The organism is Pseudomonas sp. GW822-FHT05A08, from assembly GCF_058800485.1.
The window spans coordinates 2891237-2916286 of record NZ_CM179511.1; the positions used below are offsets into that span (position 1 = coordinate 2891237).

General features: G+C 56.5%; 23 protein-coding genes and 1 pseudogene. 15 read left to right on the forward strand and 9 right to left on the reverse strand.

Translation table 11 applies throughout. From position 1 onward, the window contains the following. The first annotated feature begins 632 nt into the window (after window positions 1-632). The 12 genes and pseudogenes from AC3RCP_RS12990 (at window position 633) to AC3RCP_RS13045 (ending at window position 13362) form a co-directional block, all read left to right on the forward strand. On the forward strand, window positions 633-1199 hold the full coding sequence (locus tag AC3RCP_RS12990; protein ID WP_492569853.1) for a hypothetical protein: 567 nt from the start codon (window positions 633-635) through the stop codon (window positions 1197-1199). 9 nt (window positions 1200-1208) lie between these two features. Further along, window positions 1209-1778, forward strand: a complete 570-nt coding sequence (locus AC3RCP_RS12995) for a 2OG-Fe(II) oxygenase (protein ID WP_007920747.1) — start codon at window positions 1209-1211, stop codon at window positions 1776-1778. 353 nt (window positions 1779-2131) lie between these two features. Then, window positions 2132-2281: pseudogene (locus tag AC3RCP_RS13000) on the forward strand (PDDEXK nuclease domain-containing protein); the annotation flags it as partial. A 76-nt stretch (window positions 2282-2357) separates the two neighbouring features. After that, window positions 2358-2798: a carboxymuconolactone decarboxylase family protein gene (locus tag AC3RCP_RS13005; protein ID WP_492569854.1), complete on the forward strand. Its 441-nt coding sequence runs from the start codon at window positions 2358-2360 to the stop codon at window positions 2796-2798. A gap of 2 nt (window positions 2799-2800) precedes the next feature. Continuing rightward, entirely contained in the window at window positions 2801-3769 is a 969-nt protein-coding gene (sigJ, locus tag AC3RCP_RS13010; protein WP_492569856.1) for an RNA polymerase sigma factor SigJ, read from the forward strand. Between the two features lie 387 nt (window positions 3770-4156). Next, on the forward strand, window positions 4157-4516 hold the full coding sequence (locus AC3RCP_RS13015) for a nucleotide pyrophosphohydrolase (protein ID WP_492569858.1): 360 nt from the start codon (window positions 4157-4159) through the stop codon (window positions 4514-4516). Next, window positions 4513-5496, forward strand: a complete 984-nt coding sequence (locus AC3RCP_RS13020) for a hypothetical protein (protein WP_492569860.1) — start codon at window positions 4513-4515, stop codon at window positions 5494-5496. Before AC3RCP_RS13015 ends, AC3RCP_RS13020 begins: the two co-directional genes overlap by 4 nt. A gap of 419 nt (window positions 5497-5915) precedes the next feature. Next, the gene (locus tag AC3RCP_RS13025; RefSeq protein ID WP_492569862.1) at window positions 5916-8741 is read left to right on the forward strand and encodes a Z1 domain-containing protein; all 2826 of its coding nucleotides are present in this window, start codon (window positions 5916-5918) and stop codon (window positions 8739-8741) included. Then, complete coding sequence (locus AC3RCP_RS13030) at window positions 8738-10792, forward strand: hypothetical protein (protein WP_492569864.1); 2055 nt, start codon at window positions 8738-8740, stop codon at window positions 10790-10792. Before AC3RCP_RS13025 ends, AC3RCP_RS13030 begins: the two co-directional genes overlap by 4 nt. Then, entirely contained in the window at window positions 10789-11757 is a 969-nt protein-coding gene (locus AC3RCP_RS13035; RefSeq protein WP_492569866.1) for a hypothetical protein, read from the forward strand. Before AC3RCP_RS13030 ends, AC3RCP_RS13035 begins: the two co-directional genes overlap by 4 nt. After that, window positions 11754-12464 carry a DUF6339 family protein gene (locus AC3RCP_RS13040; RefSeq protein WP_492569867.1) on the forward strand — a complete coding sequence of 237 codons (711 nt, stop codon included), beginning with the start codon at window positions 11754-11756 and terminating at the stop codon, window positions 12462-12464. The genes AC3RCP_RS13035 and AC3RCP_RS13040 overlap by 4 nt, the downstream gene beginning before the upstream one ends. Beyond that, window positions 12451-13362 carry a PD-(D/E)XK motif protein gene (locus AC3RCP_RS13045; protein ID WP_492569869.1) on the forward strand — a complete coding sequence of 304 codons (912 nt, stop codon included), beginning with the start codon at window positions 12451-12453 and terminating at the stop codon, window positions 13360-13362. The genes AC3RCP_RS13040 and AC3RCP_RS13045 overlap by 14 nt, the downstream gene beginning before the upstream one ends. 104 nt (window positions 13363-13466) lie before the next feature. Here AC3RCP_RS13045 and AC3RCP_RS13050 read toward each other — a convergent pair whose 3' ends face one another. Then, on the reverse strand, window positions 13467-15143 hold the full coding sequence (locus tag AC3RCP_RS13050) for a DNA cytosine methyltransferase (protein WP_492569871.1): 1677 nt from the start codon (window positions 15141-15143) through the stop codon (window positions 13467-13469). Window positions 15144-15177: 34 nt separating this feature from the next. On the opposite strand from AC3RCP_RS13050, the gene AC3RCP_RS13055 reads away from it, so the two are divergent. Continuing rightward, window positions 15178-15597, forward strand: coding sequence for a very short patch repair endonuclease (locus AC3RCP_RS13055; RefSeq protein WP_234044327.1), 420 nt, complete (start codon window positions 15178-15180; stop codon window positions 15595-15597). Between the two features lie 85 nt (window positions 15598-15682). Here AC3RCP_RS13055 and AC3RCP_RS13060 read toward each other — a convergent pair whose 3' ends face one another. Further along, on the reverse strand, window positions 15683-15964 hold the full coding sequence (locus tag AC3RCP_RS13060) for a fructose-bisphosphate aldolase (protein ID WP_492569872.1): 282 nt from the start codon (window positions 15962-15964) through the stop codon (window positions 15683-15685). A 564-nt stretch (window positions 15965-16528) separates the two neighbouring features. Here AC3RCP_RS13060 and AC3RCP_RS13065 point away from each other — a divergent pair. Both AC3RCP_RS13065 and AC3RCP_RS13070 read left to right on the forward strand, forming a co-directional pair. After that, a complete protein-coding gene (locus tag AC3RCP_RS13065) occupies window positions 16529-17503 on the forward strand; it encodes a hypothetical protein (protein WP_492569874.1) in 975 nt (324 codons plus the stop codon). Continuing rightward, window positions 17503-18189: a hypothetical protein gene (locus tag AC3RCP_RS13070; protein WP_492569876.1), complete on the forward strand. Its 687-nt coding sequence runs from the start codon at window positions 17503-17505 to the stop codon at window positions 18187-18189. Before AC3RCP_RS13065 ends, AC3RCP_RS13070 begins: the two co-directional genes overlap by 1 nt. Before the next feature lie 108 nt (window positions 18190-18297). Here AC3RCP_RS13070 and AC3RCP_RS13075 read toward each other — a convergent pair whose 3' ends face one another. From AC3RCP_RS13075 to AC3RCP_RS13105, 7 genes are all read right to left on the reverse strand, one after another. Further along, window positions 18298-18768: a GNAT family N-acetyltransferase gene (locus AC3RCP_RS13075; protein ID WP_492569878.1), complete on the reverse strand. Its 471-nt coding sequence runs from the start codon at window positions 18766-18768 to the stop codon at window positions 18298-18300. 66 nt (window positions 18769-18834) lie between these two features. Beyond that, window positions 18835-19488, reverse strand: a complete 654-nt coding sequence (locus AC3RCP_RS13080; RefSeq protein ID WP_492569880.1) for a DUF2931 family protein — start codon at window positions 19486-19488, stop codon at window positions 18835-18837. A gap of 75 nt (window positions 19489-19563) precedes the next feature. Next, on the reverse strand, window positions 19564-20217 hold the full coding sequence (locus tag AC3RCP_RS13085) for a DUF2931 family protein (RefSeq protein WP_092418367.1): 654 nt from the start codon (window positions 20215-20217) through the stop codon (window positions 19564-19566). Further along, window positions 20217-21794, reverse strand: coding sequence for a phospholipase effector Tle1 domain-containing protein (locus AC3RCP_RS13090; RefSeq protein ID WP_492569882.1), 1578 nt, complete (start codon window positions 21792-21794; stop codon window positions 20217-20219). Before AC3RCP_RS13090 ends, AC3RCP_RS13085 begins: the two co-directional genes overlap by 1 nt. Before the next feature lie 198 nt (window positions 21795-21992). Then, entirely contained in the window at window positions 21993-22817 is an 825-nt protein-coding gene (locus tag AC3RCP_RS13095) for a sulfite exporter TauE/SafE family protein (RefSeq protein WP_009043357.1), read from the reverse strand. Continuing rightward, the gene (locus AC3RCP_RS13100; RefSeq protein ID WP_492569884.1) at window positions 22814-24091 is read right to left on the reverse strand and encodes an NAD(P)/FAD-dependent oxidoreductase; all 1278 of its coding nucleotides are present in this window, start codon (window positions 24089-24091) and stop codon (window positions 22814-22816) included. Before AC3RCP_RS13100 ends, AC3RCP_RS13095 begins: the two co-directional genes overlap by 4 nt. 34 nt (window positions 24092-24125) lie before the next feature. Then, on the reverse strand, window positions 24126-25010 hold the full coding sequence (locus AC3RCP_RS13105) for an MBL fold metallo-hydrolase (protein ID WP_492569886.1): 885 nt from the start codon (window positions 25008-25010) through the stop codon (window positions 24126-24128). Window positions 25011-25050 lie beyond the last annotated feature (40 nt).

A 25050-nucleotide genomic window follows, 5' to 3' on the forward strand; every position in this document is an offset into this window, starting at 1 on the left:
CGGTACAGGATGCGAAGTGGGTGGCCGACGCGATTTATGAAAGTGAACGCTCCAGAACCCGCTATACAGGTGGTGGAAAAGCAGTCATCAATCAACGAATGCGAACCCAGGCTGTATTATTCGGCAAGCCCCGCCCCCGATATGCACCATCCCTGATAGAGGCCAGAGGCCAAGCCGTTGAGGGCAGTGTGTTCGAGGCCATTAGGTTTGCTTTCAGAAACACGGCGCTCACGCCTTGGGCAATCAATGGTCTGGGACCAGGTGTTCGGCGTGTTTATCCTTCTAATGGCGCGGTGCACTCGTTGGAGTGTTGTTATACAGACCGACACGGCAATGGTTTTCTATACGACTCGTATTGTGATCGGTTCTTTGTAATACACGACGACGCGGAGCCCGGTGAACGTCCAGGCACGTTAGTGGTGCAATGCGATTTTGAACGACTGGCGGAGCGCTATCGAGACGTGCGAAGTCTCAGTGCACTTTACATTGAGTCGGGTCATGCGATAGCCGTATTGTTTCATGCGCTGCAGCTCAGAAACATAATCCCGCTATCGCTGACATTAACCGGTTTTAACCGAGGCGTGAGTGACTACTGCTCATCCATAGCGACCATTACGCTATAAGGTCTCCTTATGTACACGCTGATAAAGCTGGACGAAGCGACGCTTGGCTTTGTTGAGTTTGATATGCCGCTGTATTCGATTATTTACAGTTGCTGGCGAAATGAGCGCGCGTTGAATGTGCAGGAGTTTGTACAGTTGACTCAACGGATGCGGGGCGTTTCTGACGATGCCTGGTTGCAACGTAAAACCTCGCGTAGTGGGCTGGGGCGTGAAGTGAATGGTTGGCGTTTGGATGAAGTGAAGCGTCGTTGCATGACACTCATAGAGAATTACTCAAGTCCCGAACTGGACATTGTTCAGGTGTCGTCAGACGACGAAGTGTTTCAGCTGCTACAGCAATCTCTAGTAGAAGAAGTTGATATTGGTCGGCATTCGTTATTGTTTTTGTTTTTGTCTAAACCGGCAGCCAACGCCGACAGGCGTATCGACTGGTTAAGCGCAGGGTTCGTGGCCCAGCAACTGAGTGTTATTGCCGCTGATGCGGGGCTTGGTAGTTTTTCTAGTCATGGTTACGAGCGCCCATGTACTCAAACGCATGGCGCGCTTGATATTGAATATATCGTGTGGATTGGATAGGGGGTAAAAATGAGTCTCGGTGCCGAAGATATAAAAATTTACGACGGAGCCATATCGACCGAATTAGGCGCTCAGTTGAGCTCACTGGCCAAAAAGCCGATCTGGCAATACGGTTGGCGTTCTAATGTTCAAAACGATAATTATTTTTTCTGGCACTCACATTTTGCCGGTGGTGATACCAGTAGCGAGACAGACAGTGCCGCTGTTTTATCCGACAGGCAGGGTTTGCAATCGGTCAGTTCACTATGGCTAGAGATCGAGGCGATGATTGGTTCGCCGCAAAAGTTGCTCAGGGCCTACGCCAATGGACATACCTACGGCACGGAAGGGTATTCGCATACGGACAGTAATCGAGAGGACAATCTGTCTTCAATCTACTTTGCCCACGACGACTGGCAACAAGACTGGGGCGCCGAGCTACTGTTTTACGGTGAGGGCAGGGAGATCATAAAGTCCGTGGCGCCTCTGCCAGGCCGTATCGTCATATTTCCAGGGTGTATTCTCCACCGCGCGAGTTCCCCCAGCAGGATTTGCCCCACGTTGCGGGTCAGTTTTGTTTTCAAGTCAGCCCCCAAGTAACCTGGCGACTGTGACGTTGCGTTGGCGCGGGGCTGGCATCCATCAGCCCCAAGCCAACGCTGACTTCGTTTGGAGGCTCATGGGGTGTCGAAGATTGGGCCCTCCCCGCCAGCCAACCTATCCAAACCGCCCGGTAATATAGTCCCCGGTCTGCTTCATATTCGGCTTGGCGGAGATCTTGTCCGTATCGCCATACTCATCAACTCCCCATGAACATGAGCGCGGTGTTGTCCGATATGGCACCGCCGCCTGGCCGTGTGCCCATGCTGATGGACGATCTGCTCAACGGGTTGTCCAGCCCTGATCTGCAGCCACTGCTTGCCAGCTGTGTATTTCACTACGAACTCGAATTCATCCATCCATTGAAAGACTTTCTGATCGAAATGGGGCGGGACTTCTGTTTTGTCGCTTCGCGCTACCCGTTGCAGGTCGGCGGGCGCGATTTCGTGCTGGATCTACTGCTGTTTCATCGCGGGTTGAATCGCCTTATCGGAGCCCGAATTATTTTTCCGCTACCCCGTCACAAACCACCCACCTGGCCCGTCATGTCGGTGTATCCCTCAATTAACGGAGCGACCCATGTCATCCAACCACCCGACCCAAGCCGTCAACCTGCTGCAAACCATCCCCGAGATCTTCGAAAGCCTGGGCCAGGTCCACGGCCTGATCGACGCCCACGGCCTGGCGCGCAAGCTGCACCACCTGGTGGTATTGCGCGCCTCGCAGATCAACCAGTGCGGCTTCTGCGTGAAGATGCACACCCGCGAAGCCCGTGAAGACGGCGAAAGCAACGAGCGCCTGGACCGTCTTGTGGTCTGGCGCCATGTCAGCGACTTCAACGCCGCTGAACGCGCCGCCCTGGCCTGGACCGAAGCCCTCACCGTGCTGCGCGAAGATACCGACTTCGGCCCGTTGCGCGCCGCCCTGCGCGAGCATTTCAGCGAAGCGCAGATCGCCGCCTTGACGGCCGATATCGGCATGATCAACCTGTGGAATCGCTTGCAGGTGTCGAGGCACTGAGGATGGATCGAATCGATGACACGACGGTGTTCGAAAGCCGTCGCAGCTTCCTGCTGGGCCTGGCCTACCGCCTCCTTGGCTCGCGCGCCGAGGCCGAGGACGTGGTGCAGGACCTGTTCATCAAATGGCTGGAGGCCGACAAGGCCTCCATCGTCACCCCGGCCGCCTGGCTGACCACCGCCTGCACCCGGCACTGCATCGACCTGCTGCGCTCGGCCCAGCGCTCGCGCCTGCAATACGTCGGCACCTGGCTGCCGGAACCGATCCATACCCTGCATCACCACTCCCCGGAACACAGCCATGAACTGGCCTCGTCACTGTCCACCGCCTTCCTGCTCCTGCTCGAACGCCTGACCCCCAAGGAACGCGCCGCCTACCTGCTGTACGACATCTTCGACCTGGACTACCCCCAAGTCGCACAAACCCTCGGCGTCCAGGAAGCCACCTGCCGCAAACTGGTGTCCCGCGCCAAAGCCAGCCTGGGCAACACCCAAGCGCGCTACCAGCCAGACCCCTCACGCCAGCAACAACTGCTGAGCGCCTTCCACAGCGCCATCACCAGCGGCTCGACCCAAAGCCTGGCCGCCATGCTCTCCGAAGACGTCGAGCTCTGCGCTGACGGCGGCGGCAAAGCCAGCGCCATTCGCGAGACCTTGTATGGGCTGGAGGCGGTGTTGGGGTTTGTGGGGGAGTCGTTGAGCCGGTACTGGCGGGAGTATCAGTGGCAGGAGGTGGAGATCAATGGTGGGCGTGGGGTGGTGTTGCGGGGGGACGGGGAGGTGGTGGCGGTGGTGAGTTTTGGGTATGACGCAGGGGGGCGGGTGAACCGCGTCTTTATCATGCGCAATCCGGAGAAGTTGGGTGGGGTTGTTGGGGAGTGGTTCGTTGGTGTGATGTTTGTATCGCGCCGCCCTGAGAGCTGCGGATTAGCAAACCTGGATCACTACTGCCGATCAGCTAGGCGAAGGTGATCCACTGTAGGAGCGAAGCTTGCTCGCGATGAACGTCAACGATAACCGTGCATTGATTGGATAAACGCAGCCTTTCAAGCCCGTCGCTGGCAATCGAGCCTCGACCGGTCTCTGCCAAAGCGACCAAGTAGGCGATCAAGTAAGCGACCATGTACCCCCATTAACCAGTGAGTGCAGATAGCTTGGCCCGCATCCTCTGCAGACGCGGGCTTGTCAGCGATGGCGGCTTCAAAACCGCCATCATTCCCAAGCAAGACACCATCTCCCCTTACTAAAACCCCTCTCATGGCAACCTTTGGCGAACGACTGCCATTGACTGTCCTAGACAGGAAAAGTCCTACAGGCTAATTTCGCGTTTCCTACAGCAATACACGCGATTTCCTCCTCATGGACGTCTTGAAATCCCTGCAGACGGAACTAGCCACCTTCGCCGCCGAACGTGACTGGGACCAGTTCCACACCCCTAAGAACCTGGCCATGGCTCTCTCCGGTGAAGCCGGTGAGTTGCTTGAGCGCTTCCAGTGGCTGACACCTGAACAAAGCGAACGAGATTCGCTGTCGAGCGAGGCCTTGCAAGCGATCGAGGAAGAGATGGCCGATGTGCTGCTGTATTTGGTGCGTCTGGCTGATCGACTCAACGTTGACCTTGGAGCCATTGCTCAGGCGAAGCTGCAACTCAATGCCGAGAAGTACCCTGTGGCCGAAGCCAAGGGGAATGCCGTCAAGTACTCGAGGAGAGGCGAATGACGGCCCGAGTGATCTATCAACCATGCTCGGACGATGTGGCCCGTAAGAACCTGCAGACCACAATCCTTAACCCTGTGTTACTCAGCGATATTGCAGATTTACTGAGCCCTGAACTGCAAGCGGAACTCAGTGTGGTTTACCCGGACGGCAAGCTATATATCTGGGGCCTTGCTTCACCCCGAACCAGAAATACCTGGCTCGCCGCGCAGCCAGGAGACACGGTGATCTTCAACACCAAGACGGTCGTCACAGTCAGCGCCTGTTTTATCCTCCGTACGCACAACCGCGACTTGGCCTTGAGGCTCTGGGGGTGGGCGGATGAAGCAAGTGAAAGTACTTGGGAAAATATCTACTTCGTTACTGATGTCCGTCATCAGACCATCCGCTTCAAAGCTATCCAGGCGCATATCAACAGCCGGCATGACAGATCCTTCCACCGTTATGACGAGGCTCAGAGTGCGGCAATCCTTGAGCGTTTCCCTAGTCTCGACCACGACTACGCTGACAACGACGTGAGCTTGGAGGAGGCGCAAAAGGACATCGAAAACCAATCTACCGATGGAATGGCCAACCGTCCTACACGCCTTGAGCACAAGTACATCGTCCGTCACCTGTTCCAAGGCAAGCTCACCGGTCGCTGCTGTATTTGTCTTAATGAATATCCTCGCCATCTGCTAGTAGCGGCGCATATCAAAAAACGCTCGGTCTGCAGTACAAAAGAGAAGCTCGACATCAAGAACATAGCTGTTCCTATGTGCCGACTTGGCTGCGATCCTCTGTTCGAGCATGGCTATCTTTCCGTCAAGGACGGCAAGGTGATCAAGCATCCCTCTCGGGAAATGACTGCTGCAACGGCGAGTTATGTGGAAAGTGTGGTCGGAAGAGAAGTGAAGGAGTGGGCCACGAAGAGCCAGAGGTATTTCGACTGGCATCTGAATGCTCATGGGTTTGAGCCTGGGAAATTGGCAGGGGTAGGCTAACGACGGTAGTGATACTAGTACTTTCTTCAGGTGCATTTTTAGAGGCTTATTTGGTAGGGATAAGACCTGAGTGGTCTTGTTGTAGACGGCTTTTTGAAGCCACCTAGCAAGGTGGTGTATAGCCCTCTACGGTAGCTATCGATCAAAAAACAAATTTCACACGATCTCTTTGTCCCATCGACCTAGGGCAATATCTCGATCAAGAAATATACTCATTCCCCTTTTGTTTTTACCATCCCTCATTCCAATGCATGCAGCAGCTGAGCAGGGCAAGGGTTGTCATTCTTGCTCTACACCCATAATTCACTGAGAGTCTGAACTGATGTGTAAAAGGTCATTTGCTATCTGATACATGTGTGGCAGCATGCCATTAGATTTTTTGCTGATTGTTGTTTGCGCTCAACTGTGTAGGGAAGCCAATGTCAAATATCATCACGGATCCGCAGTACGACTTGTGTCGGGCTTATATCGACCAATGCCGGCATGAGAGTCTGGACTGGGAGACGCTAGTGCACCGCGGAATGACCGAAGAAGAGTTGGATGCTTGGTTGGTCATGCAGATGAAGTTCAATTTCTGGCCCTCACTTGGGCTGACGCCGGCTGATCGACTGCAGCGCTGGGGAGAAATCGTAGCCGCTAAAAAGGCTGCGGAACAGTGGGCTATAGAAGCAACCCGCCCACTGGTTATTGTAGGGGTTGAAGAGAGCGAACCAAGTATCAAAGTACCTGTTTCAGCAAGAACGGTTTGGCAATTGTACCGGAAGCATCTGCTTGACCAAGACTGGAAAAAGGAAACTGTCGATAATATTGAAACCTCTGCACTCAAAACGCTTCGGCATATGCGTTTGAAGAGCCTATCCCCTGTGAAAGGGCTTATTGTCGGACATGTTCAATCAGGAAAAACTGCGAGCATGGCTGGCCTTCTTGCGATGGCCGCTGACCATGGATGGAATCTATTTATTGTCTTGACCGGGACGTTAGAGAACCTCCGAGTGCAAACCCGTGATCGGCTTCTGGGAGACCTTTTTCGGCCCGGTAATCTCAGTTGGCGGTCGATTAACCACCCTGGTCCTGATAGTCCACCGGGGCATCAAGCCCAGAATATGGATTTCTCCAGAGATAGTCGTGACCGTCATCTGATTGTTTGCTTGAAAAACCCTGCACGCCTCGAGAAGTTGATTGCCTGGATTCGGGAACACGAAATCGGCATGGGCGACATGCGTATTGTAGTCATTGATGACGAAGCTGATCAGGCTGGTATCAATACAGCTAACGTCTCCACAGAGGAACGCACGAAAATCAATGGTCTTATCGTAGAGCTTGCGAGTTTGCCCGTACAGAGCGTGAACTACATCGCCTATACGGCAACCCCTGCAGCAAACTTCCTCAATGAAGGACCCGGGGAGGGGTTGTATCCGGAAAACTTCATCGTTGCCCTGAAACAGTCCGACGAACATTTTGGTCCGGTCCAGATTTTTGGAAACTCAGACACGGGCCAACAAGCACTGGGTATCGTGCGTACTGTCAGTCAGGACGATCTTGATCGGGTCAAGGCTGTACATGAAGGCGATATCAGTGAGCTCCCGGAAAGTCTCGAAGATAGCGTGTTGTGGTTTCTCTGTTGTGTTGCTGCCATGCGGGCAGGAGGTTTTTCGAGGCCGATAAGCATGCTGGTCCATACCAGTTCAAGGCAGGCGTACCATGCAGGTATGGAGGAAGCAATCAAGACGTTACTGAAGCGTTTTGATAAGCAGCGAGGAGCTGACCCCAAAGGGTTCATGCGTCAGTGCCGTCAGTTCTGGGAGCGGGTTACGGCAGATCTGAGCGTCGCAGAATTCACTATTCGTTTTCCCCGCTATGGTCGGTTGGAGAATATCAAGGACTGTCTGAGCTTTGACACAATTTATCCGGAGTTTGATGCGCTCTTGGCTGAGGTGACCGCCATCCAGTTAGATGACGAGGGGGCGTTGAGTTATCACCGAGGGGTACATATTTGTGTGGACAACTGCGCGAATAATGGGGTCAGTGACGAAAACGAAGTGCGACGGCTATTTTATCCTCCACAGCCTGAGAAAGGCGGGCCGGCCTTTGCCTCCGCATTTATTGTCATTGGTGGAGGTACCTTGTCCCGTGGACTGACAATTGAGAACTTGGTCAGTACGTTTTTTCTGCGTGACTCAGCCCAAGCAGACTCGCTTATGCAGATGGGGCGCTGGTTCGGTTACCGAAAGAACTATGAACTGCTTCCTCGTATCTGGATGCCGAATGAGACGCTCGAAAAGTTCGAGTTTATGGCACAGGTTGAAGAAGACCTTCGCGATGAATTGGAGCGGTGTGAGCGATTGGGGACGAAACCGTCAGAGTTTGGCCCCCGGGTGCGGGTCAGTCCTCGCATCAGCTGGTTACGCCCCACGGCCAAAAATAGAATGCAATGTGCCAAGGAGAGCATGTATGACTTTTCTGGCGTTAATCGGCAAACAACCTTGTTTCATGACGGTACCGGCTCTGCAAAGATTCACTGCGACAACCTTGAGCTGACGAGGGACTTCCTGCGTGCCCGGGGTGATGGTGACTCAGGAAGGTTTGGCAGCCAGGTGTGGAAAGGCGTGAAGGTAAGCGATGTTTCGGAGTTCTTGCGCGGTTTCATTTTTCACCCTGCTAGCCAGTTTTTTTCGGACATTTCACCGTTTCTGAAGTGGCTTGAGGAGCATGCTAAAACAGCAGGTTTTGATACGTGGAACGTTGTGGTTGCAGGCACAGAGGACAAGGCTGAAGGTGGTTGGGGGGTATCAGGTATAAATGTTGGGCGCGTGACCCGAACTCGCTTGAATCAAGAGCGTAGTGACGGTGCGGTATCGATTGGTGCGCTGAGGGATCCACGGGACTTGCTAGCCGACCTTGGTCCTGAAGTCTTAGATATTCCGTCAGGTAAGCCATTTACCAATACCTTCATTGAGGATATGAGGAAAAAATACGGCGTGGGTCATGTTCCTCAACTTCTACTTTATCTCGTTGATAAGGATAGTAAGCCGAAAGTATGGCCTGTTAAGGACGTTGGAAAGGATGGCGTATTGTTGCGTCACCCACTGGCAGCGCAGTCAGATATTGTTGGGATCAGTATCTGGCTGCCCGGTGCTAGTAGTGGCAAACAGAAAAGTTTTGTTACCCACGTCACTGTTAAAATTCCCAGCACATCCACTAATGATGCAGATTGGACATGGACAAGCTCCGAGGGAACTGAATGAAATATTACGGACTATCGTTGCGTCCCATGCAGGAGTCCGGCGCGTTTCTGCTGCGCGCTATGCAAAATGAAGACATGCCACGTCTTGATCTCTTAGTCAGAGAGTCGGTTCAGAACTCTCTGGATGCGGCCTTCGATAAACTACCGGGTGGTCGTGTTTGCATAGATTTCTTTTTCCGTCAGCACACCACTACGGCAGTAACGGACTGGTTTTACCAAGGTATTGATGTATCGAGGTTGCATGACCGCTTCCCTGAGGGGGGGCGTCTGCTGGAAATTCGTGATTCTCTCACAGAAGGCTTGGGCGGTCCGCTCAGCTTTTCTCAGGTTGATGGTGCCAGCCCGCACGGCAATTTGCTCAAGCTAGTGTTTGAGATCGGCCGTACTAGGGATGATGAGAGTGCTGGAGGCTCTTGGGGGTTGGGCAAGACCTGCTACTTCCGAATGGGGCTGGGGTTTGTGCTTTATTACTCACGTATCTGTGTCGAAGGAGATTATCAGGAGCGCCTTGTGGCTAGCATCGTAGAGGACGAGGCTAGCCAAGAGAAAATTCAGAGTGATACGCAAACAGGGATTGCTTGGTGGGGGGCAGATCACAGCCCGGAACCGATCCCGGTGACGGACCCTTTGCATATTGCGCCTGTGTTGGCCGCGTTGGGTGTAAAGCGTTTTCAAGGGGAAGAAACCGGGACAGCGATTGTCATTCCGTTTCTTAAAGAAGACCTTATTGCTGAAGAAGAATCTGGTGAGGATGGGCAGGCGCCACGCCAGCCATGGTGGTGTGAGAGTTACGATACCTACACCGAAGTTGCATTGCAGCGTTGGTTTGCTGCCCGGTTGGATAACCCTTTGTTCCCTAGTGGGCCGTGGTTGGATGCACGGGTGAATGGCCAGCCCGTGGTCCGGGCTGAGATGCTCGTCGCTTTTCAGGTTATGCAGTCGCTTTATAATCGCGCAGCAGTGGGCGAAGTGCTCGAAGATGACTACCTGAAAAGCCAGTCTGTGGCTGAAACGGATCTACTGTGCAAGCCCGTGACTGTTCGTAACGAGTTCGAAGGTAACAGCCATGCTGGCATGCTCTCTGCGGTGATGCTAAGCAGTGACCAATTGGGTATGGGGGCGCCGGATAACCACCTGGATCCTGGAACCTGCGTATTCGGACATCCAGTCCCCCCGCCTTATCGTCCAATTGTCACTTACGTGCGAAAGCCGGGTATGAATATATGCTGGGACGACAGCACCGAAAGTCGAGGGTGGTCAGGTGGGCTACCCACTGCTGCGGCTGGAGCGCATCTGATCGCAGTATTTGTGCCTAAGCATGACCAGGTGCTGGTCAAAAGGAAATTTCTGCCAGTCTCAGAAGGCCGCACACTTACTTTAGAGGCGTACCTGCGCAATTGTGAGCGTTCGGATCACACTGAATGGGTGGATAAAAGTGGAGTGCGGATCATCGAAAAAATTCGCACTAACACCGGCCGTGCGCTAAAGGACTTCGGCAGCAAGCCTGTTACAGGTTCTGATGTGAAGCCAGCCGTGCGGCTGGCGCGAAATCTGGCTGATCTTGTGTTGCCCAAGCGGGGTTTTGGGCTTGATGGTCGCTCAGGGCGCTCTGCACAGCAAGATCGATCGCGAACTAAGGAGTTGAGGGAGTACCCGAGAACTTCAAATCCCGCTATCTACATAGAGCATATTGAACATGTCGGCGGAAGCATCATGGTTTACTGGTCGTTAGCATGGGGGACTATCAGTACGTCCATCGACCGTGTGATTGATCTGCGCATTGATTCCGAGGCCGGCCCTATAACAAGAGATCAGTGGGGGGAAGACGACTTGGGTGCGTTTCCGTTTCGGATTGGGGAGTGCCGGACTGAATCAACGGATGCTGTGATGCAACTAGTGACAGACTTCAATGTCCGGATTCAGGCGACAGATGTGTCTCCTTCCGTAGTTGTTGCAGGCCAGGTTCGTATCGATATCACGACACTTTCAGGGGGGACGCTGCGCCCTACACTGCATGTAGGTCTTGCTGAAGCGACGGAGGTAGTGCAGTGAGCAGACTGATCACTCCCTACCGGATATTGCCGGCCAACCTGCCTACCGGTTTTCAAGTGAAAGCCCAATTTGTGTTCACCTCGCATGGACCAGACCCTAAAGCAAAGTTGATCAGTGTCGGTCAGTATTCACTGGGAGCCGATAGTGACTGGAGTGCAGATGATCATGATCTGGTCATTCAGTGTCAGTTGGAGCATGTCTGTCCGTTGGCCATTCTGTTTGGAGATGAGGGTGTTGCTGCGCAAGATGCCGAACTGGCAATCGCTCTGGAGTGGACTTCGGCAGATTCAGGGTGGCGGAAGCTAAGTCCCCCGCTCTGTCTGACTCGGGAGCAGTGCGAGCAAACAGGTGTCGCGCGGAGGCTCTTGCTTCCAATTGAGCGCGGTACGATGCGTGGCTCCGGGTTTCTGGCGCTCATGTTAATGCTGAGGCAGCCCGGTAACGTGGGTTCCAATCCTGCCTTCGCTCAAGTGGCTGGGGCTCGTCTGGGGGAGCTGGCTGAACGTGTGGAAGTAGTGATTGATGGGGACGGCTCAATGTTCCCCGTTCTTGAGGAGGCTCGGACTTCCGCGGGTGCACTGTGGGAGTTGCGCGCCAACTGGATTGACGCATTCGAAGAGCCATTCTCAAGCGAGTATATTGCCCTACTACTGAACCGGGACCATGAGCTATATAGTGCGCTTTATGAACGCAAACCTGAAACAGGTGGCCAGACACCATTGATGAGGCAGGTGTTGTCATCCTGGATTGCGTTGTTTGTTTACAAAGTCAAGGATGAGATCGGTGACGAGCTCGAGGTATTGGTAGGGCGTCCAGCCCTCACAGACGAGCTGGGTAGCATAGCAGATGCTGCAGCAGCTTTTGTTCGGGTCGGGTCCTTGGACACAACGTCGCCGGAGAAATTGTTCGCGTCAGTACAGTGCTGGCTCGACCGGCGCGTAGAAACTGTGGAGAGTGGACAATGAAATGGCCCACGCTGAGCGTATCCATGGCGCAGCGGCGCTTTGATGAGATGGTAGGCCATGGTGTATTTGAGGCTACTGGGCTTACTGCTGAGATGGAAACATTCCGCGAAGCGATTCTGTGTGAAGTAGCACCCTTTGATGAGTTGTTGAAACATAATGCAGGTGCATTCGATGTCGCGTGCGGTCTCGTGCTGTATCAAATACTCGATCGAGCTGGGTTTGATATGCGAGCAGCGGCCGACAACGGGGTATGGCGCTTTTTTTCCGTCAAGCTCTTGCCTGATCTGGTAGTAAAACGATGGAAGCATGCACCAGGAAGTCGCTTTTTCAGCGGTCGTAGTCGTATATGGTTGCGGGCTATCTGGTGGATGGTGCACCTGACTTGGCAAGGCTCGGAGGCGAGAACGCGGGGTGTCTTGGCGACGGCGACTACTGATACTGTAGTGCAACTGGTGGAGCGGCCTGGTAGAGGTGGGTTCAGGGTTGATCTAACCCGGCAGATGTTCAAAGAACGTAGCCAGCGCAATCCATCGCAGAAGCAGTTCCGAGCAATCATGAGACTCAACACTGCTAGGATCCTTATTCTTGAGCCTTCGCTTCACGAAGGTGGAACTCTTGGTTATGTCCGTCGCCTGTTCGATGATGCAGGTTGTCCAAATCTTCCGCGCACAGCTAAAAGTGGTGAATCGCCTCATGAACCTGCTTGAAGAAATCCGTTTTGGTTTTGCCAATCTGGGCAAAAGCGGTTTGATGCTGCCAATCAATCAACTGCCCGATAGTGCACCCGCTTGGATATTCACGGAGGGGCCGGTGTTTGGGGTGGCAGTTGAGCTGACTGACGACCGGCTGGTAGCGGAAGCATTTACGGGGGCCCAACTGATAACAGTCGATCGTATTGTCGGTGGGGTGTTACGCCGTTTACTGCGCCTCGAGTCCAACATCCAATCATTGCGAAACGAGTTCGCGGTAATTTGTGCCCATATGGTTACGCCGGGGGAGAATGACTGCTTGCGTCAGGAGTTGCTGATTGAGCCTTCCTCGTGGTGGAAAAAGTGGCGTCACCTGCTGGGGAATGCGTTGTCTGCCAAGAGTAGCTATGGGGCGCTAGCTGAATTGCTCACCATTGAGAAACTAATGAAACAAGGAATAGAGGTGCAATGGCAGGGCCCTTCTGGTGGCGTAGTTGATGTTTGGACGCCGGCTGCGGGGTATGAGGTTAAAGCAACCATCAGCCGCTACGATTCGTGTATTCGTGTGGCCGGACAATTCCAGTTGGCGTTGGCTTCTACAAGGCTGCTTAATCTGATTCACTATCGTTTTGAGCCATCAGTGTCCGGTGACTCCATTGATGCTGCAGCGCAACGGCTGATCAAGGCAGGTTTCGATGCCGAAATATTGGCTCGGTCACTGGCGCTGGTTGGTTTCTATCCTGGTAACTCAGCTCTGCGTGAAACATTTGTGGTTCTGGAATCACGATTGTTTCCGGTGTGCTCCGATTTTCCCAGAATAGTCCCGGAGAGCTTTTTAAGTGGAAGCTTGCCAGCAGGGGTAGTGCGTGTTGAGTACCAAGTTGATTTGGCTGGACTCGTCAGCCAGCCGTTCTGATGCATGTAGTGGTCTGACTATTCTCTGATACAGCAATTTTCATATCCAATATTGGGATACTGCCGGTAGGCCTCGCGCATGAGGCCTTTACCAGTCTGGGTTGTTTAGTCAGTCAGGAATTGTATTGATATATGATTATTGGCGTCCCTTTCTTGAACTTTCTTACTCGCTACGCCATACACAACTGAAGCTATCTTGTTCGCAAGTAACGGCGGGACGGCATTTCCAACCTGGTGAAACTGCTGGGTCCGATTACCCTGAAAAAAATAGTTGTCAGGAAAAGTCTGAAGTCGAGCAGCCTCTCTGACCGTCAAGCTTCGGCATTGTTTAGGGTCGTAGTGGATGAAGTAATGACCATCCTTGGATATATGGCTAGTGATTGTCGTTGCTGGAAGATTCTCTAGCTGAACTCTAAAGCGATCACTGAACTTTCCGCTTTCCCAGTTTTTGTGAGCAGGTGCAAGACCTGACAAGGTAAATTGTTGATGCCCTTTTGGTGATGTCTTGTAGGCCCGAGCATAGACGCTGGCAAACATGTATCTGCGTAGGTCAGAAGGCATATGCCCTCGGGCATCGTGATTCAGCCAATAGTCCAAGTTGTCATCACGATACCAACTATCCAGGTGTTCATCTTCCGTTTTGCCGTCACCTTGGCGGCGAGCTACGCGAAGAGCACCAATGTCCAAGGAAGCTGAGAGAAGAGAGTTACGCGTGATTTTCATTACAGCATCAAGTTTTGGCTCCGCGTGACTATCAACTTCCGATCTCAGATCATCAAGTTGGTTTGCAACCTCTTTATACCAAGTCTCATTGTCATCTTGTTTCTTGGTCAATCGGCTACGAAGTTCTGGAAGGTCACCGAGAACTTGCTTTGTGGTCACACGTTCAGTGATTTCAGGGATGCTTCCATGCTCCGGTATATTCCCTTCATCGTCTAGGGCAATGCCTAGGAGGATCACTCGGTGCCTAGCCTGAGGTATGCCATGTTCTTCTGCTTTTATGATGAAGCCGCGAGGATCTATCTTGGTCACATCTTCGCCTGGGCCGAAGGATTGTCCTGTTACCAGCGAGCAGATGCGATACTTCTTGCCGGGTAAGGGATCTCCAAGCGCCTTGTTAGGATCAGTAAGGTCTTGCAGGATCTGCGCGAAGATACTTTTACCAGCCACCTTTGAGGATAGGATGCCTTTCACGTTTTCCATCACGAAAACGGTGGGCTTCCTTTCCTTGATGATTCTCAAGTATTCCTTATAGAGGAAATGACGGTGATCATGTTCGGCGTTGTAATCGGCTTTCGCCTGATTGCGTGCCCGACCAACGATTGAATAGGCTTGGCAGGGGGGGCCCCCAATAAGTACCCAAGGTCGATCTTCGAGTCGTTCGTCTAGAATCTCGTCGAGTTCTTGATCGCCTTTTTCTGAGCCTAAAGTGATACACCTAGCCTCTTCTTCGGCTTCCAGCCACTGGGCTTTGCTCGCATCGCTGAATGGTTCTTGACTACGGCCATTGCAAAAATCGTAGTAATCGCAAAGCCGATCAGGGTTCTTTAGCTTGAGGAGTCTGTAGAACGCTCTCAGCTTGAGCGTTTCTCGAGCAATCGGGTCCATTTCGGCTGAGACTACAATCTCGAACCGGGTTCCGTTGCCCGAGGATGCGAAACCTTCGCCAAGCCCTCCGGGGCCTGCAAAGAGATCAACGATCTGGATCGGCTTCGAAAGCACAGTGTTGCATTCGATAGCTGTATCTCGGCCTAACGGCAAATTCATTTGGGGCTCAGTCATGGACATAGTCAGTAAGGAAGTCAGGTCTCGCATGATGGCTGCTATTCGTAGCAGCAATACATCTCCCGAGATGAAGGTCCGGAAGTTGCTGCATCGGCATGGCTTCAGGTATCGGCTGCATTCTCGGAAGCTTCCAGGTCGGCCAGACGTCGTGCTCCCTCGCTACAACGTCTGCATTTTCATTCATGGCTGCTTTTGGCATAGGCACCCAGGCTGCAAATACGCCACAACTCCTAGGACTCGCGAAGAATTCTGGCAATTGAAATTTGACCAGAACGTAAAGCGGGACCTCAGGAACAAAAATGAGCTGCTCCAGCAGGGGTGGCGTGTCTTTGAGCTCTGGGAGTGCGGCATCCGTGGGCATGAAGCAGAAATGAACTGGCTTCTGGAAGCTGTGCCCGATTGTAATCAAAAATATGTCTCCTGGCCCGACTTTCCTGTTCTGGTCACCTGATGTCGTAATAACAGTCGATGCCCGAACGTCTGCCAATTGCTCATTAAAAAACCGGCTTGTGGGCCGGCTTTCTAATCGCTTGAAGTCAGGCTCTAAAAGCCCGCGTCTCAATCACCGCCAACACATCTCGCACATCCTGAAGCAACAACCGGGCAGTGTTGGTCACGGTACCAATATCCCTGTCACTGGAGTCCCGCAACGTAGTGCAGGCCATCAGATTCAGATAATCGAGCGCGGTAACCAAACGCTCACTAGCACAAGCATGTAAATCTACCAATGGCGCATGGCTGTCGATAAATAGAACAGGGCTATCACTGGAAATTGGCGTCAGGGGAATAAAGCGTTCAGATGCATCTTGAGTTTTCATGGTGTCTTCCTTTTCAAGAATGAAAAAGTTGCCACCTGATTGCTGCGAATCAATTGGGTGGCAGCTGTACGCGGGTTCGCAGACCGAGGAAAAGAAGAAACCCGGCAGACCCGAAGGTCTCCCACGCACAGCCGCCATGAAGCGAAACGCAGGCGGGAGTGTGCCTGAGTTGTCATTGGCGGTGTAGTTCGACTTTTCTGTTGGGCTGCGAAACCCTGTCGCTGACTGGAATCAGCAGACCTGAAAACTATAGGTCTGGGCTGCTTTAGGAACAACGGCAGGGCTGTAGGAAAGGTCTCGATTGTGGGTAGGGCGAGGCTGAGTCGTTGATCCTGCTGCAAACGGGATGCTTGCAATAACTCCGTAGCGGTTACCGCAGGTCCAGGCCATGGCGCCATTCAGCCGTTGAGGTGTAGCTGGATAATCGGGGTGTGCCGGTTTGGGGGCGCTGCGCGCCCCATCGCAGCCTCGCGGGCTCGGCAGCGGCTACAGGGCGTAACCCTCTGCTCCTCCAAACAACTTTGCTATCCTGCGCGCCTTTTACCCATTGCAAGGAGCGCAGGCATGACCCAGTCCGTTGGTGGCGGGAGGCGAGTAGGGGCAGGGACGTGGGGTGGTGTGTCTCGCCTGGGGCATTTTCTCTTCCGGTTGGCGCCGGCGCTGTTGGTGGGTTTGGCGCTGAGTGTGCCGACGGCCAGCGCCAACCCGGTCACCACCTATCGCGGCACGCTCGGCGATACGCCGGTGGAGCTGGCGCTGGTGTATGACTCGCAATATGGCGGCGGGATGTCCGGCTATTGGTTTAGCGGGGCCGAGCGCTTGCCGATGCCTTTGGAGCTCACGCCGTTTTGGCCGGACAGGGGGCTGTTGATCAATATTATGGATAACCCGACGCTGCCGGCGGCGGCTGTGTCGTTGCAGCCCTTTGCCGAGGGGGGCGAGGCGTTGCAGGGGGCCTTGGTCGATTTGCGCACGGGGGTGCAGCAGCCGTTGCGGTTGCAGCGGGTGATGCGTTTTGGCGGGAGTCAGCGGGAGGCCTTTGACGGTGAGTTGTTGCAGCCGGCGGCCGACCAGCAGTTCTATTTCAGTGTGCATGCCGTGCGCAATGCCGGGGAGGACACGGGGCGGGTGGACAACATCCGGGTGCTGAGCCGGGCCACCGGCGAGGTGGTGCAGGAGGTGGGCGGGCAGTGGTGCCTGGCTCCGACCGGGACCCGCACCCTGGCCTTCGAGCATTTCGATGCCGACTCCACCCTTGATTTCCAGGTGCAGGGTTACAGCTTGAACGGCCCGTACGGCAGTGTGCTGTGCGCGCCGACCCAGTATTACCTGTACCACCCACAGACCCAGGCGTATCTGCGCCATCCGCAGCTGGAGCAGTTGGCCGCCGAGGGCACTGTGCGCTTTGCCGGCGGGCAGATGGAGTTCAGCAAGCAGGACTTTATCAACTTCAGTGCGGGCACCCAGCGTAGGGACTATTACCACGTGATCAGCCCTGACCGGCTGGAGTTCATTCAGTCTCTCGAGGGGCGTTTCTGATGCCGCGGGTTAATGTTTTTCGCGGGCTGGCGGCGTTGTTGCTGGTGTCGTGGCTAGTGCCGGCGCAGGCGGCCCACGGGGTGTACCAGGGCACCTTGGGCAAGCAGGCCATTGTGCTGACGCTGGGCAGCCAGAATGCGCTGTACCAGGGGACCTATGCCTACCAGCGCTATCGCACGCCGATCCGCCTCAAGCCGACCTTCAGCTTCAGCAACAAGGTGCTGGCCATGGACGAGCTGGACGAGCAGGGGTTGCCGGTGGCGCGTCTGCAGTTCAATGACTTGATGAATTACCGCCAGCAGGAGCAGGTGCGCGGCAGTTGGACCAGTTATCGCACCGGCAAGACCTTGCCCATCAGCCTGAAGCTGGTGGCGCTGGTGGACTCGGACCGTTCGTGGCCGCAGCCGAACACCACGCTGTTGCAGAGCGCGTCGACCAAGCGCTGGTATTTCCAGGTGCCGATGCAGGGCAATGACCAGCGGATAACGGCGATCGAGGTGGTGGACAAGGCCAGCGGCAAACCGCTGCAGACCCTGACGCTGGCGGCGCCGGGTTGTCTGTATCAAGGGGTGGATATGTTGCAGGTACAGGCGGAGGGGCAGGGCCTGCGGCTCAGTTTGAGCGACTGCAAGTTGCCGGGGTTTCAGTGGAATGAGGGGAGTGGGCGGTTTGAGGCTTTGCCTTGAGTCGGGCTCGGTTTTGTAGGTTGGCCTGGGTGTTTATTCAGATAGGCCGTGCTTGCAGGTTTTGCGACTGCTGCGCAGTCGATCGCAGCCTCGCGGGCTCGGCAGCGGCTACGGGGTGTGCGTCGCTGGGCTCAGTTCGCGTTGCATGATCAGGGTGCGTTCTTCGCCGTGGTGTTGTTCGCGCAGGGTGTGAAAGCCCAGGTTGGCGTAGAAGCCTTCGGCGGTGATCGAGGCGGGCACGGTCAGCTGGGTGAGGCCGGCGCCCAGGGCCTGGCGTTCGAGTTCGGCCATCAGTTGGCGGCCCACGCCCTGGCCTTGTCTTTGGGGGGCGACGAAGACCGAGCGCACTACAGGGCCGTCGAGGCTGGCGGTGCCGACGATTTCGCCGGCCATCTGTGCCACCCAGACCTGGCGTTTGCTCAATAGCTGGCGCACGGCGTGCGGGCTGAAGTTTTCCTGCACCTGGGCGATTACCGCGGCGGGGTAATCCTGGGCGTTGCTGGTCTGCAGGGCGGCGACGATCAGGCGGCTGATGGCGTCGACGTCCTGCGCGTGGGCGGGGCGGATTTCACAGTCCATGTGGGGCGTCCTTTGAGGGGTAGGTCTGGACACTAGCCTTGGTGGGGATTGTTCGCTAGGGGTTGTTTACCAACTGCCATAGGGAATGCCGTACTTCTCTATGTAGCGTTTGGACTCTTCACTGATCTGGTAGGCGTAACGGCCATTGGTTTTGCCTTGGCTCGGCCCTAAAGGCTCAACTTCGGCTTGGACGCGGGTGACTTTGATCGGGTGATGACATTCATCTCTTACCCAGACCTGAACAATGCCCCCTGGCGCCAATCCCAGATTGACTGAGGCTATATAGCTGGCGGTTTGCTGTGGCGTTTCTGGGCACCGACGGGCGGTGGTCTTGCGCATGATCTGTCGGGCCTCTTCCGGGATGTCGATCCATACCCGATAGGTTTGCGGTTCAACCACCGATTGCCAGCGCACGAAAATGCGTTTGGGCAGGTCGGCACCGACCACGGACTTGCCATCAATACCAACTCCGTCCCAACCTCTGGCCCATTCCTTTTTGTAACCAGGGCGGCCACCCGCAGCAGTCCCACCCGTGCGGTGAAACTGTTTTCCGTTGATGTCCTCTACCGCGCTGTCCTCGACCCAGACTTTCATGTAATAGGGTTCGGTAAATCCAAGTTCCCACCAAGGGTTTTTTGGGTCGTTTTTACCTGAAAGTGGATCGCTGGCCAGGCAGCCAGTCAACAGCAGTGCGCCCAGCAGGGCGATGAATGCTCTCATTACCAAAGCGTTCAGTCTGGTACGTGAGGGGACGTGATTATTGAACGGCGCGCTTCGATATCAGAAGGGACCTGCCTACCAACTGCCGTAGGGAATGCCATATTTCTCTATGTAGCGTTTGGAGTTTTCGGACAGGGGGTAATAGTGCCCATTTGATTTACCCAGGTGCGGCCCCAGTGGCTCAACCTCCGCCTGGGCACGGGCGATTTTGATCGGATGACGGCATTCGTCTCTGACCCAAACCTGAACAATGCCTCCCGGGGCCAGCCCCAGATTAACTGAGGCCATATAGCTTGCGGTTCGCTTTGGAGTCGCCGGGCAACGTCGGTTGGTTGCAGTGCGCATCAGCTGTCGGGCCTCTTCTGGGATATCGATCCATACCCGATAGGTTTGTGGTTCTACGACCGACTGCCAGCGCACGAAAATGCGTTTGGGTAGGTCGGCGCCTACTGCGGGATAGCCATCACCTCCCACGCCATCCCAGCCTCTGGCCCATTCTTTTTTGAAACCAGGATCGCCGCCTGCTGCAGTCCCCCCTCCTATACGACGAACTAGTTTTCCTCGGATATCCTCTACTGCGCTTTCTTCTACCCAGACTTTCATGTAGTAGGGCTCGGTAAATCCGAGATCCCACCAGGGGGCCTTGGGATCATTTTTTCCGGAAAGTGGGTCTGCGGCTTGGCAGCCACTTAACAGCAGTGTGCCCAGCAGGGCGATGAATGCTCTCATTACCAAAGCGTCCAGTCAGGTACGTGAGGATGTTGCACGCGCACGGCATCCACCGTGGGGGCATTGATATAGACGACTTTAAGGCTACCTCCATCCTGTTTGCCAAGCGGGTGGTTCCAGTGGGCCGAGAGATGGATGTAACGCAGCTTGAGCATGGTTTCCTCGGTTGGAGTCGTACTGTAGTCACCGGCGACGAATCTGTCACAAAGGGCCTGAAGTTCTAGGGGAATGGCATAGTCCGGATCCTGCTCGTCAATAACGTTGAAGCGCACACCGTTCTCCTTGGCCAACTCATACATCACATGGAGATACACCCTCGATAGTCTGTTACTTATCGGTCTCTTGAGCTGTACGCCGGCATATACCCGTTTTTTTTGTAAGCCGAGACGGTCCTGTGAATCCTGCGGTAGCAACAGCGGTTCCGGCGTGACGATCTCCAGCCATTGTGCGGGCCAGCCCTCGCTCAGCCAGCGTTTTCTCGCCTGGACCGCTTCCCGGTAAATTGAGGTCTGGGTCACGTCGGTATTGATAGGCACCTCCAGTGCCTGCATCGGGCTGACCAGCACACATTCCTGCGCCTCATCCAAATAGCCTCCGCCGATATCCGAGTGCGCGCCGGGCAGGGCAATCTCGAGGTGGTCGGGCTTGACCCGGCTCAGGGCAAAGTTAGCCCGGTACTCGTCGCGAGCGACCAGTTGGACCACTGAGCGAAAGTAGCGGCGGTCGAGGTGCAGCTTGATGCCCGGGGCAATGGCGCTGCGCACGTTGCCCAGATTGCTCAAGCCGGCAACCGACGGCACTGTGTCGAACAGGCCGATAAATCCCATATCAACATCGTTACCGTACTGTCGATTGAAGCTAGGGCAAAAAGCGTCGGAATGACTGTGCAGAATCAGTTCGAGCGGACCCAGCCAGCGTACGACTTCATTGGCAAAGTGCCGGGCTGCTGCGGCGCCTCGGCTAAAGCCGAAAGCGTCAAAAATCAGAGATGAGATTTCGGATTCGGGATTTTGCTCGAAGAAGAAAACAATACGTTCCTCGATTTCACGGAATGCCCTCTGCACACACCCTGATATTCCTGTATCGCCACGCCCCGTGCCCGAGGTAATCAGGCTGTCCTTCTCGCCAGTCCGCGTTCCGATCCCCTCGACATAGATTGAGCGATAGGCGCGTCTTTGCAGACCTTCGCCTTCGGCTTTCTGCGGGGAGTAGTACAGCTCCCTCAGCCTTTTGACGTTGCTCACATCATTCCCATAACTACTCTCCGGATCCCTCATATACGGCTTGCAGCTGCCATCGATATCCCTGGCTTCAATGGCATGCTGCGCGCCGCAAATCTGGCCCATGGCCGAGTTGCTGGCGTTGTTGCCGGTGCCGTCGAAGAACACACCGATGCGCAGCGCCACCTGGACCTTGTCGGGCGGTGGTGCGGGCTCTTTGGCGTATTTCTCATACTGGGCCCAGAGCTGTTCGCCGTAGCTGGGTTGGTCGGTCTCTGCGGCGCGTTCGGCGGGGCTTTGGTTGGGATTGGCGGGCCGTAGAAGATTGGGCATCGGCCCGGGTCCGTTGCTGGCCATGGCAGGTCCTGGTTCAAGCGAAAGGGGCGCTGGAAACCGTACCGGGAATGGCGGGGCAGGGATTTAGGAGGATTCTGCAAGCGGCGACGCAGTGGCTGATTTGGTTGTAGGAATGGTTTATTGGCGGGATGTTTTTGTCGTTTGAGTGGACGCTATCGCGAGCAAGCTCGCTCCTGCAGTGGGAGCGAGTTCATGAGCTCAGTGCCAGGCGCCGAGTGCTCCGAGGCTGAGCATCACCGCCGCCAGCATCCCCACCAAGGCAAACAACTGCTGCAACCGCGGCCCCGCCAGGTAACGGGCGACCTGGCGGCCGGCGATCAACCCCAGCACTGCGCCAATGGCGAAGGGCGCGCCCACCGCCCAGTGCATCACGCCGCTGAGGCTGGCGGTGATCACGCTGCCGGCGGACACCAGGGCGATCACCGCCAGGGAGGTGGCGACGATGCTTTTGCTGTCCAGGTTGGTGTAGCGGGTCAGCGCCGGGATGATCACGAAGCCGCCACCGACCCCGAGCAGCCCGGAGAGCAGCCCCGAGAGCAGGCCGGTGACGGTCAGCGCGCGGGCGCAGGGCAGGGTCCAGCGCAGCCGGCCCTGCAAGGGGTTGAGCACGCAGGGCTGGAAGGCCGCGCGGGGTGCCGGCTGGCCGTGGCGCAGTTCGCGGGTGGCCTTGAGCAGGATGCGCCCGCAGGCGTACAGCAGCACCGCGGAAAACAGCAGGGCCAGCGGCAGGTTCGGCAGGCGGTGGGCCAGCCACAGGCCCACGGGCGCCATGAGGATGCCGATGGCGGCGACAAAGCCGGCGGCGCGGTAACGCACGATGCCTTCGCGCAGCCCCAGCACCGCGCCCACGGCGGCCGCCAGGCCCACCGCGAGCAGGCCGATGGGCGCGGCCTCGACCATGCTCAGGCCGAGGCCGAACACCAGCAGCGGCACTGCGAGAATCCCGCCGCCGGCCCCGGTCAATGCCAGGATCGCGCCAATCAGTGCGCCGAGGCCGGCGCCCAGCAAGCTGTACTCACTCATGATTCCGGCAGGTCCGTCACCAGGCTCGGCCGCGCCAGCCACTCATGGCCCTTGAGCATGCCGCGCCAGTACAGCGGCGGCAGGATGCGTTCCTTCAGCCACCAGGCGCGGCGGGTCGGCTGGCGACCGTCCAGCAGCCAGGCCGGAAAGCTCGGCGCGACTTTGCCGCCGTAGGTGAATTCGGCGAGGACGATCTTGCCGCGCTCCACGGTCAGTGGGCAGGAGCCGTAGCCGTCGTACTGGGCCCGGGTCGGCAGGCGCTTGAGGTTCACCAGCACGTTGGTGGCCACCACCGGCGCCTGCTTGCGCGCCGCCGCGGCGGTTTTCGCGTTGCTGGTATTGGTCCCGTCACCGAGGCCGTGGATGTTGCTGTAGCGCTTGTGCCGCAGGCTGTGCGGGTCGACATCGATCCAGCCGGCGGCGTCGGCCAGCGGGCTGTTGCGGATAAAGTCCGGGGCGGTCTGCGGCGGCACCACGTGCAGCATGTCGAAGGGCAGCTCGACGCGCTCCTGCTGGCCATCGGCGTTGTTGCGCACGAACGTCGCCCGCTTACCGGGGCCGTCCACCGCCACCAGGTTGTGGCCGAAATCCAGGGCGATGGCGTATTTCTTCACGTACTCCATCAGCGCCGGCACATAGCCCGGCACGCCGAACAGCACGCCGCCGGCATTCAAGAAACGCGTGTTGATCTGCCCCAGCCGGCCGTTGCGCAGCCAGTGATCGCAGGACAGGTACATGGCCTTCTGCGGCGCGCCGGCGCATTTGATCGGCATCGGTGGCTGGCTGAACAGCGCCTGGCCCTGCTTGAGGTTCTGCGCCAGTTGCCAGGTGTAGGGCGCCAGGTCGTAGCGGTAGTTGGAGGTCACGCCGTGCTTGCCCAGGGTTTCGCTCAGGCCGTCGATGGCGTTCCAGTCGAGCTTGAGGCCGGGGCAGACGACCAACTGGTCATAGCCCAGCACGCGCCCGTCGTTGAGCAGCAGGGCGTTGTGCTCCGGCTCGAAGCTGCTCACCGCCGCCTGAATCCACTTCACCCCCTTGGGGATCAGCGAGGCCATGCTGCGGGCGGTGTCTTCGGCGCGGAACACCCCGGCGCCGACCAGGGTCCAGCCGGGCTGGTAATAGTGGGTGTCGGCCGGGTCGATGATGGCGACGTCCAGGTGCGGTTCGCGGCTGATCAGGCTGGACGCGGTGGCAATGCCGGCCGCGCCGCCGCCGACGATCAGCACCTGGTGGCTGCCGTTGACGGCTCGTGGGATGGGGGAAATGGGGCGCATGGCAGCGTCTCCTGGTGGAGTGGCGTTATAGGTTTTAAAGGGCGTTCAGCGGGATCTTCAGGTAGCTCACGCCGTTGTCGTCGGGCTCGGGGAACTGGCCGCTGCGCATGTTGACCTGCACCGACGGCAGGATCAGCACCGGCATTTCCAGGGTGGCGTCGCGGGCTTCGCGCATGCGCACAAAGGCGTCTTCGTCGATCCCTTCATGGATATGGATATTGTGGGCGCGCTGTTCGGCGACCGTGGTCATGTATTGCAGTTCGCGGCCGTTGGGCAGGTAGTCGTGGCACATGAACAGCCGGGTCTGCGCTGGCAGGGCGAGGATCTTGCCGATGGAGCGGTACAGGGTGCGCGCGTCGGCGCCGGGGAAATCGCAGCGGGCGGTGCCGTAGTCGGGCATGAACAGGGTGTCGCCGACAAAGGCCACGGTCTCTTCAGCGACCTGTACCAGATAGGTCATGCACGCCGGGGTATGGCCGGGGGTGTGCAGGGCGCGGGCCTGGAGGTTGCCGATGGCGAAGCGGCTGTCGTCTTCGAGCAGCACGTCGAACTGGCTGCCGTCGCGGGCAAAGCCCTGGCCTTCGTTGAACAGCTGGCCGAACACCTGCTGCACCACGGTGATCTGGTTGCCGATCGCCACCCGGGCGCCAAGCTGCGCCTTGAGGTACGCCGCGGCGGACAGGTGATCGGCGTGCACGTGGGTCTCGAGGATCCAGTCGACCTGGGCGTCCAGTTCGCGTACCCGGGCGATCAGTTTGTCGGCGGACTCGGTGCGGGTGCGGCCGGACTTGGGGTCGTAGTCCAGCACGCTGTCGATCAGCGCGCAGCGCCGGGTGTCGAGGTCCATCACCAGGTAGCTGATGGTCCACGTCTGGTGGTCAAAAAAGGCTTCTACGCACAGCGATGCGCCGATGATCATGGGGTTCTCCGAGCAATAGGGTGACGCCGGCCAAGGCGGG